Annotated in this window: 9 protein-coding genes; 7 read left to right on the top strand and 2 right to left on the bottom strand. The window is 58.2% G+C overall.

Going from position 1 to position 12,246, the window contains the following annotated elements; all coding sequences use genetic code 11:
* Positions 1 to 71 precede the first annotated feature (71 nt).
* The 3 genes from AC13C0_RS19405 to AC13C0_RS19395 are packed head-to-tail and all read left to right on the top strand — an operon-like array spanning position 72 to position 2,569.
* Positions 72 to 536 carry a L,D-transpeptidase family protein gene (locus tag AC13C0_RS19405; RefSeq protein ID WP_482954917.1) on the top strand — a complete coding sequence of 155 codons (465 nt, stop codon included), beginning with the start codon at positions 72 to 74 and terminating at the stop codon, positions 534 to 536.
* Between the two features lie 24 nt (positions 537 to 560).
* A complete protein-coding gene (locus tag AC13C0_RS19400) occupies positions 561 to 1,784 on the top strand; it encodes a mechanosensitive ion channel family protein (RefSeq protein WP_341582192.1) in 1,224 nt (407 codons plus the stop codon).
* On the top strand, positions 1,781 to 2,569 hold the full coding sequence (locus AC13C0_RS19395; RefSeq protein ID WP_341582191.1) for an S-methyl-5'-thioinosine phosphorylase: 789 nt from the start codon (positions 1,781 to 1,783) through the stop codon (positions 2,567 to 2,569). Before AC13C0_RS19400 ends, AC13C0_RS19395 begins: the two co-directional genes overlap by 4 nt.
* Here the strand turns inward: AC13C0_RS19395 and AC13C0_RS19390 are convergent.
* Together AC13C0_RS19390 and mfd are read right to left on the bottom strand one after the other, a co-directional pair.
* The gene (locus AC13C0_RS19390) at positions 2,544 to 3,368 is read right to left on the bottom strand and encodes a CsiV family protein (protein ID WP_341582190.1); all 825 of its coding nucleotides are present in this window, start codon (positions 3,366 to 3,368) and stop codon (positions 2,544 to 2,546) included. The genes AC13C0_RS19395 and AC13C0_RS19390 overlap by 26 nt on opposite strands.
* A 29-nt stretch (positions 3,369 to 3,397) precedes the next feature.
* A complete protein-coding gene (mfd, locus tag AC13C0_RS19385; RefSeq protein ID WP_341582189.1) occupies positions 3,398 to 6,931 on the bottom strand; it encodes a transcription-repair coupling factor in 3,534 nt (1,177 codons plus the stop codon).
* 236 nt (positions 6,932 to 7,167) lie between these two features.
* On the opposite strand from mfd, the gene AC13C0_RS19380 reads away from it, so the two are divergent.
* The 4 genes from AC13C0_RS19380 to AC13C0_RS19365 all read left to right on the top strand — a co-directional run bounded on the left by AC13C0_RS19380 (position 7,168) and on the right by AC13C0_RS19365 (position 12,244).
* Complete coding sequence (locus AC13C0_RS19380; protein WP_376788082.1) at positions 7,168 to 8,622, top strand: glyceraldehyde-3-phosphate dehydrogenase; 1,455 nt, start codon at positions 7,168 to 7,170, stop codon at positions 8,620 to 8,622.
* A 266-nt stretch (positions 8,623 to 8,888) separates the two neighbouring features.
* Complete coding sequence (locus tag AC13C0_RS19375) at positions 8,889 to 10,235, top strand: Na(+)-translocating NADH-quinone reductase subunit A (protein ID WP_117617551.1); 1,347 nt, start codon at positions 8,889 to 8,891, stop codon at positions 10,233 to 10,235.
* A gap of 4 nt (positions 10,236 to 10,239) precedes the next feature.
* Positions 10,240 to 11,448 (top strand): NADH:ubiquinone reductase (Na(+)-transporting) subunit B, encoded by a 1,209-nt coding sequence (locus AC13C0_RS19370; RefSeq protein WP_117617550.1) that lies wholly within the window; start codon positions 10,240 to 10,242, stop codon positions 11,446 to 11,448.
* Positions 11,441 to 12,244, top strand: a complete 804-nt coding sequence (locus AC13C0_RS19365; RefSeq protein ID WP_482954901.1) for a Na(+)-translocating NADH-quinone reductase subunit C — start codon at positions 11,441 to 11,443, stop codon at positions 12,242 to 12,244. The genes AC13C0_RS19370 and AC13C0_RS19365 overlap by 8 nt, the downstream gene beginning before the upstream one ends.
* The last annotated feature ends 2 nt before the right edge of the window (positions 12,245 to 12,246 follow it).

Genomic DNA, 12,246 nt, shown 5'->3' with positions numbered 1-12,246 from the left:
TTAGGCTTCCCTCCTGAACCCACAAGGGAGCCTGGCCAGTGCTGATTCATTCCACTGCAGCGCGAATCGATATTGATCTGACCCTCCAGCTCCTCAGGCTTGTCACCGGAGATGGGCAGGTTCTTGCCTCCTATCCGGTATCCACGGCACTGAACGGCCCGGGTGAACAGGATGGTAGTGGCTGCACCCCGAGGGGTGAGCACTATATCCGTGCCCGTATTGGTGCCGGACTTCCAGACGGGACGGTGTTCCGTGGCCGGCGTCCGACCGGCGAGATCTACAGTCCCGGGCTTGGCCTTGAGCACCCCGGCCGGGACTGGATTCTAAGCCGGATTCTCTGGCTGTGCGGTCGTGAATGGGGAAAAAACCGGGGGCCGGGTGTCGATACTTTCCGTCGCTTCATATACATTCACGGCACACCAGACAGCGAGCCCATGGGGGTGCCGCTGTCCCATGGCTGTGTCCGGATGCGGAACGCCCACATTCTTGAACTGTTCGAACGTGTTGGGCCGGGTGCAGCCGTTTACATCCATTAAACCGTTTTTTGTCAGAGGGATCCGATGATCGGGGATTTTAAGGCCATCGTGAATGGCTGGATCGAGAATTTCGGGCTGCTCTCGGAAAGCTGGCGTGTTGGTATTGTTGTGTTTGCGCTGGTATTCGGAACAGCGGCGGTGGCGTATGTCGCCAGTCATATCGTCGGTGCGCTGGAGCGAAAATTCAGTAAAACCAGTAACCTTTGGGACGACGCACTGCTTCATGCCGCGCGCAAGCCTGTCGTCGCGTTTGTCTGGGTACAAGGCGTATACTGGGCCGCCGAGGTCGCTCACCGGTATTCGCAGGCCGAAATTTTCAAGGCCAATGACTCAATGCTCCAGCTGGGTTTCGTGTTCGTGCTGGTCTGGGCGGTACTTCGCCTGATCAAGGAAGGCGAGGGGATTCTCGCTTCTCCCGTGAAGATGAAACAGCCCATGGACTACACCACTGTGAATGCGGTGAGCAAGTTATCCAGGGCCGTGGTCATAATTACCGCCGTTCTGATTGCAATGCAGTCTCTGGGGTACAGCATCTCCGGGGTGCTGGCGTTTGGCGGCGTGGGTGGCATTGCCGTCGGCTTCGCCGCCAAGGATCTGCTGGCGAATTTCTTCGGCGGTTTCATAATTCACCTGGACCGCCCGTTCAAGGTGGGGGACTGGGTGCGCTCGCCGGACCGCAACATTGAAGGCACGGTTGAGCATATCGGCTGGCGGCTGACTACTATCCGGACTTTTGACAAACGCCCGTTGTATGTGCCGAACGCAACCTTTACAACCATTGCGGTCGAGAACCCCTCGCGGATGACCAACCGCAGGATCTCGGAAACCATTGGTATCCGGTATGCCGACGTCAGCCAGATGGCCACCATCGTTGCCGATATCAGGGCCATGCTGGAGCAGCATGACGATATTGACAGCAAGCAGACATTGATCGTCAATTTCCTCGCTTTTAATGCCTCGTCGCTGGATATCATGGTGTATACCTTCACCAAGACAACCCAGTGGGTTCGTTTTCAGGAAGTGAAGCAGGATGTGTTGCTGAAAATCAGCGACGTTATTGAGAGCCATGGTGCCGAGGTGGCGTTCCCGACAAGGACACTGCATCTTCCGGACGGCGTTCGGCTAACCGGGTCGCAGACCGGTGAGTCCCGCGATCAGGGCGCCGGTTCATCGTCTGCAAAAAGTGCGGAGAAATCACGGCATCGCCAGACAACGGGAGATGCAGACGATTCAGGAGATTCAGAATGACGTCACCGGAGAAAATTCATCCCGTCGGCATTATCGGTGGCACCGGGCTGACAACCTTGTCGGGCCTGGAGATTACCGGCGAAAAGCAGGTCGGGACATCCTGGGGCATGCCATCGGCGCCACTGGTTGAAGGGCGACTGGGAGACCAGCCGGTCATATTCCTGTCCCGCCATGGCAATCCGCACCGCATTTCGCCTCATCAGGTGAATTACCGGGCCAATCTGCGGGCCCTGTATGATGCCGGCGTCAGAACGGTGGTTGGTGTCAACGCTGTGGGCGGGATTCACAAGGACATGGGGCCTGCTCACGTGGTCATTCCCGATCAGATTATTGACTATACCTGGGGGCGTGCCAGTAGCTTCTTCGAGGGCGATCTGGCGTCAGTGACCCACATTGATTTCACCTGGCCCTACGATGAGAGTGCCCGCCAGATCCTGATTGATGTCGCCGGCGCTGAGGACGTGCCGTTCTCGGGTTTCGGGGTTTACGGCGCAACCCAGGGTCCGAGGCTGGAAACGGCGGCTGAGATCATCCGCATGGAGCGGGACGGCTGCGATCTGGTGGGTATGACAGGCATGCCGGAAGCGGTGCTGGCAGCCGAACTGGGGATGCGCTATGTCTGTCTCGGGCTGGTGGTGAACCGGGCGGCCGGCAAATCCGACCACATCATTACCATGGCGGAGATTGAAGAGGCCATTGAGCGGGGGATGTCTGGGGTCAGGCGGATCCTTGAGGTCTCAATGGCCGGTCTTGGTGTGCTTACTCCGTTGCCTCAATCTTCTTGAAGAACACCAGGACGCCGATGGTGGGGGAGTCCAGGAAGTGGACTTCCTCGCTCCGCATCCGGCGTGTTTCCCGAATCCAGGTGAGCAATTCCAGAGGCACAGATTCGGCCCTCAGGGCTTGCGGTTGAACGGCCGGATCGCCTGCTGAGGTTGTGGCCGGGTTTTCGCCTCCGGGCGGGGGCGCCTCTTCCGTGGATGCATCCGGGATTTCTCCGGCCGCGGGCTCATCAAGCGCCGGCCGGGCATCTTCCGCAGTCTGCCAGTGGTTCAGGTGAACACCCACATGGAGATAGCGCTGGCGGTCGATGGTGATGTGGCCTTCCACCTCCCGGGTTCCCGCGCCTTCGATCCAGTCTCCTGCCTCAATCCTCAGAGGAGTGCCTTCATAATCCGGCGGAAAGGCTTCGTACCAGCCGGCGCTGACCAGTACGCGGTATCTGCCGCTGCGCTCCAGGCGTTTGGCTGCGTTTGCAAGATACAGCTCGTTCCGGGGTGCCAGGTTCAGAGTGGTTTCCGTTGATCCGTCCTGAAGCACCGACCAGAGTACCTGGTCGGTTTCGACCGGTGGCTCCACGCTACGACCCGACATTTTTTCATTCACCGCTTCAGGCTCGACAATCCGCTCAAGAATCACGAATTCTGCACGGTAATAGTCCTCCGGAATCGGTTTGCCCGGTTCCAGTGGCAAACTGGCGCGCTCAGGTTGCTGGGCAGTGCCAGTGGTTGAAACAGTCAACAGGAGCGCTGCCAGAAAGGCCCGTGTCGCGTATCGGTTCCAGCGAGTTCCATCAATCTGCAAGGGTCGTACTCCACATGTTGATCGGGCGTTCATGAGCCGGATGCGCCGTGTTTGGCAGGTTCCAGTTCGTCAAGCATCCGGGAAATGCCGTCGAGTTTACCATCGGTTGTGGCATCCTTCAGCCGAAAACGGAAGCTGTTGGCCCCTTCAAGCCGGTACTGGTCCGGCCTGGATTGCACTTTTTTAACCAGTACCAACGGGTCTACCGGCGTCGAGCTGCCAAATTCCAGGCGCGCCCATTCCTTGCCGGCATCGACTTTCACGATACCCAGGGCCTCTGCCTCGAGCCGAAGCCCGGTCTGGCGGATCAGGTTCCTGGCCGGATCCGGTAATAATCCGAACCGGTCAATCATCTCAACCTGAAGTTCTTTTAATGCTTCGTTGTTATCCACGCTGGCAATTCGCTTGTACAGCATCAGCCGGTTATGGACGTCCGGCAGGTAATCCTCCGGAATCAGGGCAGGAATACGCAGATTCATTTCGGTGCCGTGGCTCAGGGGCAGATCGGCATTTGGCGTCCGGCCCTCACGAATGGCCTTGACGGCCTCATCCAGCAGCTGCATGTACAGCGTAAAGCCGATGCTTTCGATCTGGCCGCTCTGTTCCTCTCCGAGCAACTCGCCAGCGCCCCGGATTTCCAGGTCGTGGGTGGCCAGCATGAAACCGGCACCCAGGTCCTGTGCTTCCGAGATGGCCTCCAGACGCTTTTTGGCGTCCGCGGTGATGGATTTCGGCGGCGGCGTCAGCAGGTAGGCATAGGCCTGGTGGTGCGAGCGACCCACGCGGCCACGCAACTGATGCAGCTGCGCCAGGCCGAACTTGTCGGCCCGCTCGATGATAATGGTGTTGGCGCTGGGAATGTCGATGCCGGTTTCGACAATGGTGGTGCACACCAGCACATTGAAGCGCTTGTGGTAGAAATCCGACATGATCTGTTCCAGGTCCCGTTCCCGCATCTGGCCATGGGCCACACCCACCCGGGCTTCGGGAATCAGCGACCGGAGGTCCTGAGCGGTTTTTTCAATGGTCGCCACATCGTTATGGAGGAAGTACACCTGGCCGCCCCGGAGTATTTCCCGGAGGATGGCTTCCTTGACCATGGGGTTGTCCCGCTGGCGGACAAAGGTCTTCACCGACAGGCGCCGGGCCGGCGGTGTGGCGATGATCGACAGATCCCTCAGGTGTCCCATGGCCATGTTCAGCGTACGCGGAATCGGCGTCGCGGTGAGAGTGAGCATGTCGACTTCCGCCCGCAGGGCCTTGAGTTTTTCCTTCTGCTGCACGCCGAAACGATGTTCTTCGTCGATGATCACCAGCCCGAGGTTTTTGAACCGGATATCGCCCTGAAGGAGTTTATGGGTGCCGATCACGATGTCGGCCTTGCCATTTCCAATGGCTTCCATTGCCTTGCTGGTCTGGCCGGACGAGCGGAAGCGGCTGAGCAGTTCCACCTGTACGGCCGTGTCTGAGAACCGGTCCCGGAACGACTCATAGTGTTGCTGTGCCAGCAGGGTGGTTGGCACCAGGACGGCCACCTGTTTGCCGGACCAGGTCGCCATAAAAGCGGCCCGCATGGCCACTTCGGTTTTGCCAAAGCCGACGTCACCACAGACAAGGCGGTCCATCGGGCGTTCACTGGTCATGTCTTCAATAACGGACTGAATGGCGACCTGCTGGTCCGGGGTCTCCTCGAAGGGGAAGCCGGCGGCAAAGGCCCGGTAGGCCTCTTTCGGATCTTCAAAGCTGAAGCCCTTGCGGGCCTCCCGGCGGGCGTAGACATCCAGAAGTTCCGCTGCGGTGTCGCGGATTTTCTCCAGCGCTTTCTGTTTGGTTGTGCTCCAGCGATCCGTGCCGAGTTTGTGCAGCGGGGCATGCTCGGTGTCGTTACCGGCATAGCGGGAAATCAGGTGAAGACTGGACACCGGCACATAGAGTTTTGAGCCGCCGGCATATTCCAGCATCAGAAATTCGCTGGCTTCGTCTTCAACAGTAATGGTTTCCAGGCCCCGGTAGCGACCGACACCATGGTCGATGTGGACCACTGGAGCACCGATGCGCAGCTCTGACAGGTCCCGGAAACCGGTATCATCGGTTTGTGTCGGTTTTTCCCGGCGCCGTCTTTGCAGCACCCGCTCTCCGAAGAGCGCGGTTTCGGTAATCAGCGCAAGGGAGTGCTCCGGGAGCAGGAGCCCTTGCTCCATCGGGGCAATGGTAATGCCCAGCGGACATCCGTTGTTCTCCAGAAACGCCTGCCAGTTGGCAAGGGTTTCAAGCTCAAGGCCCTGGTCTCCAAGGTTTTCAATCAGGGCCTCACGCCGGCCGGATGATTCCGCGCAGATCAGCACCCGGCCACTGAATTCCCGGAGAAACCGCTTCAGGCGGCCGGCAGGATCAGCGGCGCGACCGTCCATGGCAATGTCTGGCAGGGTTTGACTGGGGCAGTTGAACGATCCGGCGGCGTCCGAGGTTTCAGACGATATCGATACCCGCGGGAACGCCTTCAGGTGACCAAACAGTTCATCCTGCTGCAGGAACAGGAGGCCGGGCGGCAGGATTGGTCGTAAGCGGTCGTGGCGGCGGTCCTCGTACCGGTTCCGGGTTTCGGAGTCGAAGTGGCTGACGGCTTCGTTCAGTTCAGCGGCGGTAAATACATGGGTTGTGCCCGGCAGGTAATCGAACAGAGTAGCTGTTTGGTCGAAGAACAGGGGCAGGTAGTACTCAATCCCTGGTGGTGTAATGCCGTGGGTCACATCCTGATAAATGGGCGTGTCTTTGCCCGAATTGGGGAACTGCTCGAACCAGCGGCTGCGGAATCCGGAACGGGCTTCCTTGTGCCAGGGGAACTCATACGCGGGCAGCAGTTCGATGTGGTCTATACGATCGATCGAGCGCTGGGTCTCCGGGTCGAAGGTCCTGAGCGTTTCAATCTCATCATCGAACAGGTCGATCCGGTAGGGCTGGCCGGCACCCATGGGAAAGATGTCGAGGATCGAGCCACGAACGGCATACTCCCCATGCTCATAGACGTTTTCCGCGTGCCGGTATCCTGCGGCTTCCAGTTGCATTCGCCAGCTGTCGATGTCCAGGGACTGGCCGACTTCCAGCACAAGTGTGTTGCCCTGGAGATAGCTGACCGGGGGCAGCCTGTGCATGAGCGTTCGTGCCGGTACGACGAGCACGCCGTGGCTGGTTGACGGCAGCCGGTGCAAGGTGCGGATACGCCTGGAAGTAATGTCCTGGTGCGGCGAAAACAGGTCGTAGGGCAGGGTTTCCCAGTCTGGCAATGACAGCAGTTCCAGTCCATCCTCGCTGACTGCCGGGCCATCTTCCCCGGCGTCCAGGCCAAGGAAAAAGCGCATGGCCTGCTCCAGGCGAATGGCATCGTCGGTGCTGCGGGTGATGACCAGCGTCAGGCCCTTGTGGGCGCGGGCACTTTCACAGATGGCCAGCGCGTCACTGCTGCCGTGCAATTGGCCCCATATGCGATGATTGGCCGGCCGGGTTGGAAATTCCGGGGCAATCATGATCCGGGATGACGGGTGGGTGGTTGCACCTTGGCTCATGGGCAGTCTGGTTCTCCTGCTGTGGATGTCCGGGAGGCGGCGAGCCGCGTATTCTAACGCCCGCGGATGACGCTGTCATGGCGGCTGCGGCTGGCGAGCCCCCGTGTTCCGGGTGAAAGGGGGTGTCTACGAAGGTCTGGGGTGCTCGTATTTGCGGTCGGCGGGATTAAGTTGGATAATGTGCGCGCCAAATTCCAAGTGCCAATTGCAGAGGTCCAAGCGTGAGTCACGAACAGATCAATCAGCACCTGTCCAACTGGACAGAAAGAGAATCCACCGCGGAAGCCATGATTCCGCTGATCGGCCGCCTCTACCGCAAGAACAACGTGGTTACTTCTGTCTATGGCCGCGCAATCATTAACCAGTCTGTTATCGGTATCATTCGTGCCCACCGGTTCGTACGTCAGGTTGAAGATAGCGAACTGTCTGTTCACGACACCCTGCCGATCCTCCAGGCCATGGACAAGCTTGAGCTTGGCCGTGCCCACGTTGATATTGGCAAGCTCGCGGTCAAGTTCAAGGAAGAAGGTGGCGACCTCACCGAATTCCTGAAGCGTGAAATCGGCCCGGTGGTTGGTCAGTACGCCGCCCAGTCCGAGGAAGATGCCAACAACGACACCAAGGACGTGGTTCTGTATGGCTTTGGCCGTATCGGTCGTCTCCTGGCGCGCATCCTGATCGAAAAGGCCGGCGGTGGTAACAACCTGCGTCTGCGTGCGATTGTGGTTCGCCAGGGGGGTGCCGAGAATGATCTTGAGAAGCGCGCCAGCCTGCTGCGCCGTGACTCGGTCCACGGTCCGTTTGATGGCACCATCACTGTGGACGGGAAAGAATCCGCCCTGATTGCCAATGGCAACTACATCAAGGTGATCTACTCCGATGGGCCCGACAAGGTGGACTACACTCAGTACGGCATCAATAACGCCATTGTGATCGACAATACCGGTAAATGGCGTGACGAGGCTGGTCTGGGTCTGCACCTGAAATCCAAGGGTGTCAGCCGGGTGATGCTGACGGCGCCGGGCAAGGGCGACATCAAGAACATCGTCTATGGCATTAACAACGACTGGATCACCGATGAAGACAGGATTCTGTCAGCCGCCTCCTGTACCACCAATGCCATTACGCCGGTCCTGAAGGCCATTGAGGACGAGTACGGAATTGAAGACGGACACGTTGAGACCGTTCACTCCTACACCAATGACCAGAACCTGATCGATAACTACCACAAGGGCAGCCGTCGCGGTCGCAGTGCGGCCCTGAATATGGTTATCACTGAAACCGGCGCGGCCAAGGCGGTTGCCAAGGCGCTGCCGGTTCTGAAAGGTAAGCTGACCGGTAACGCCATCCGGGTACCGACACCCAACGTCTCCATGGCGATCCTGAACCTCAACCTCAAGAAGGAGGTTGATGTGGAGGGTGTCAACGAGTACCTCCGGGAAATGGCGCTGCATTCCGAGCTGCAGAAGCAGATCGATTTCGTGAATTCTCCGGAAGTGGTTTCCACGGACTTCGTGGGTTCCCGCCATGCCGGCATCGTTGACGCCCAGGCGACCATCGCCAGTGGCAAGCGTCTGATCCTTTACGTCTGGTATGACAACGAATTCGGTTACAGCGCCCAGGTGATCCGTGTGGTGAATCAGATGGCCGGCGTAAGTTACCCGATCTTCCCCAAGCGTGCGAGAGACTGATCAAACCGCACTGACCTGGTGAAGTGAAAGGTATGAAAACCCCGACAGTGAATGCTGTCGGGGTTTTTGTTTTATCGGTCTGTGAGCCAGGCGGTTTACGTTCAGGCACAAACCTGTTCCGGTTTCTGGTGGAAATAGGATTCCTTAATCTCTATAATTGGCGCGATTTTGGGTATGTCTGGCACTCCGTTTCTCATCGTTTCCTGGGCCGCAGGTGTCGGGCGTTACAAATCCATTGAATAGTTTCTGATGATTGGACGAGGCTAATGATTAAGATCAAAAAAGGCCTGGATCTTCCCATCAGCGGCGCTCCCGAACAGACCATTACAGACGGCAAACCCGTTCGCCATGTGGCGTTGATCGGTTTTGACTACAACGGCATGAAGCCGACGATGGCTGTGAAAGAGGGGGACCGTGTCAAGCGCGGTACGCTGCTGTTCACGGACAAGAAGACCGAAGGCGTTCGTTATACTTCACCCGCCGCCGGCGTCGTGAAAGAGATTAACCGTGGTGAGCGTCGGGTATTCCAGTCGATCGTTATCGAAATCGATGGCGATGAGGCTGAAACCTTTGCGCGCTACAGCGAAGCGGATCTTGCCGGCCTGGAACGCCAGCAGGTGGTTGACAACCTGGTGGAGTCCGGGCTGTGGACGGCGTTCAAGACGCGCCCGTACAGCAAGGTTCCGGAGATCGATTCCGCTCCCCACTCCATTTTCGTGTCGGTCATGGACACCAATCCGCTGGCAGCAGACCCGACGGTCATCATAGGCGAGAATGGCCAGGCGTTCGAAAAAGGCCTTACGCTCCTCACCAAACTGACCTCCGGCAAGGTATTTGTCACTGGCAAGCCCGGATCCAACGTTGCGGTTCCCAAGTCCGACGCCGTTGAAGTGCACCAGTTTGACGGTGTGCACCCGGCCGGCAACGTGGGCACCCATATCCACCACCTGGATCCGGTTTCCGGCAGCAAGACTGTCTGGAGTATCAACTACCAGGACGTCATCGACATCGCCAGGCTGTTTGAATCCGGTGAAGTGCCGGTCGAGCGTATCGTGGCGATCGGCGGCCCCAAGGCCCTGAAACCCCGCCTGGTGCGTACCCGCCTGGGTGCCAGCCTTCCGGAACTTCTGGACGGTGAGATTGCGACCGACTGCGAAGTACGGGAAATCTCCGGCTCCGTGTTCGGTGGTCGCCGCGGCGATGGCCCCTGCGCGTACCTTGGCCGTTTTGCCAACCAGGTTTCCGTGCTGGAAGAAGGCTACAAGCGTGAGTTTCTGGGCTGGCTGTCTCCCGGGCCGAACAAATTCTCGGTTCTGAACATCTATCTGTCCAAACTGGCCAGTGGCAAGTTATTCAACTTCACCACCACCACCAACGGCAGTGAGCGGGCAATGGTTCCCATGGGTGCCTATGAGCAGGTCATGCCCCTGGACATTCTTCCAACCCAGTTGCTGCGTTCGCTGATTGTCGGCGACACAGAGATGGCGCAGAAGCTTGGCGCGCTCGAGTTGGATGAAGAAGATCTGGCGCTGTGCACCTTCGTGTGCCCGGGTAAATATGAATACGGTCCGATTCTCCGCGAGAACCTGACCCGAATCGAGATCGAGGGCTAAGACGATGGCTATCAGACAGTTTCTCGATGGAATCGAGCATCACTTTGAAAAGGGTGGCAAGTACGAGCGGTGGTATGCGCTCTTCGAAGCCGTGGACACTATTTTCTACACTCCCGGCAAAGTTACCTCCACGACGGCCCACGTGCGCGATGGCGTAGACCTCAAGCGCATCATGATCACCGTGTGGTTGTGCACTTTTCCGGCGATGTTCTTCGGCATGTGGAACATCGGCTATCAGGCCAACAGTTTCCTGGCTTCCAATCCGGGTGCCATGATCGCTGACGGCGGCCTGCGGGCTGCATTCATCCAGGCGCTTGCCATTACCGGTGCCGGTGCCGGCGTCTGGGACAACTTTGTCTATGGTATAGCGTACTTTGTGCCTATCTACTTCGTGACCTTCGTGGTCGGTGGCTTCTGGGAAGTGTTGTTTGCCACCGTGCGTCGTCACGAGGTGAACGAGGGCTTCTTCGTCACGTCGGTTCTGTTTGCACTGATCTGCCCGCCGACCATACCGCTCTGGCAGGTGGCTCTGGGCATCACCTTCGGTGTGGTTATCGGCAAGGAAGTGTTTGGCGGTACCGGCAAGAACTTCCTGAACCCGGCACTGACTGGTCGTGCGTTCCTCTATTTCGCCTACCCGGCGCAGCTTTCCGGTGACACGGTATGGACCGCCGTTGATGGTTTCAGTGGTGCCACGGCTCTGAGCTGGGCAGCCAGCGGTGGTCTGGAGGCCCTGCAAACCCAGATCGGCTGGATGAACGCCTTTGTCGGTACCATTCAGGGGTCCGTCGGTGAGACCTCAGCCCTTGCAGTGCTTGCCGGCGGCCTGATTCTCCTGATTATGAAGATCGCCAGCTACCGGATTGTGGGTGGTGTTCTGATCGGCATGATTGGTATGGCCCTGGTGCTGAACATTGTCGGTTCGGAAACCAATCCCATGTTCGATGTGCCCGCGCACTGGCACCTGGTGATGGGCGGGTTTGCCTTCGGGATGATGTTCATGGCGACGGATCCGGTGTCCGCGGCGATGACCAACACGGGCCGCTGGTGTTTCGGTATCCTGGTGGGTGTGATGACGGTTCTGATCCGTGTGGTCAACCCCGCCTTCCCGGAAGGTATAATGCTGGCGATCCTGTTCGCTAACCTGTTTGCGCCGCTGATGGACCATTACGTGGTCCAGGCCAACATCAAACGGAGGCTTGCTCGTGGCTAAAGCTAAAGAAACCGTCTCCCGCACGCTGATTGTTGCGCTGGTGCTGAGTGTTGTGTTCTCGGTGGTAGTTTCTGTCGCGGCGGTCACGCTCCGCCCGGCCCAGATTCAGAACCAGAAGCTGGATATCGTAACCAATATCCTCTCCGCCGCCGGTATGCTGGAGCCTGGCTCCAGTACCCAGCAGATCAAGGAAGCGTTTGAGCGTTTTGATGTCCGGCTGGTGGATCTTGATACCGGCAAATTCGTGGAACCGTCGACGGTTGGTGTCGAGGACCCCATGAAGTACAACATGTACAAGGCCGCTTCCGATCAGAAAATGTCCGAAATGATCCCGCCTTCAGAGGATATGGCGGGTATCAAGCATCGTCCGAATATCGCCAAGGTTTACACCCTGACCGAGAATGGCAAATTGGTTCGCGTGGTGTTACCCGTTCACGGCTACGGCCTGTGGTCCACCCTTTATGGATTTATTTCGCTCGAAGGTGACCTGAACACCATTGAAGGGCTTGGTTTTTACTCCCATGCGGAAACACCGGGGCTTGGTGGTGAAGTCGACAACCCTCGCTGGAAGAAGCAGTGGGTCGGTAAGAAAGTCTATGAGGACGATACCTACGAGCCCCGAATTCAGTTGGTCAAGGGCGGTGTTAGCGCCGACGCGCGTAACAAGCAGCACAAAGTTGATGCTTTGTCTGGTGCGACGCTCACCAGCAGGGGTGTTGAAAACCTGGTCAATTACTGGATGGGCGAGAATGGATTCGCCACATTCCTGCAAAAACTTCGTGAAGGGGAGGTCTGATC

This window comes from Marinobacter sp. B-21 (assembly GCF_056857895.1).
Note: the sequence above shows the minus strand (reverse complement) of the source record. Positions and strands in the feature narration are given on the sequence as shown.

What these genes read in the sequence shown, in the direction of transcription:
- mfd (WP_341582189.1), bottom strand. Translation starts at nt 6,931, where the DNA reads ATGAGCCAAGGTGCAACCACCCACCCGTCATCCCGGATCATGATTGCC.
- AC13C0_RS19395 (WP_341582191.1), top strand. Translation starts at nt 1,781, where the DNA reads ATGACGTCACCGGAGAAAATTCATCCCGTCGGCATTATCGGTGGCACC.
- AC13C0_RS19400 (WP_341582192.1), top strand. Translation starts at nt 561, where the DNA reads ATGATCGGGGATTTTAAGGCCATCGTGAATGGCTGGATCGAGAATTTC.
- AC13C0_RS19370 (WP_117617550.1), top strand. Translation starts at nt 10,240, where the DNA reads ATGGCTATCAGACAGTTTCTCGATGGAATCGAGCATCACTTTGAAAAG.
- AC13C0_RS19375 (WP_117617551.1), top strand. Translation starts at nt 8,889, where the DNA reads ATGATTAAGATCAAAAAAGGCCTGGATCTTCCCATCAGCGGCGCTCCC.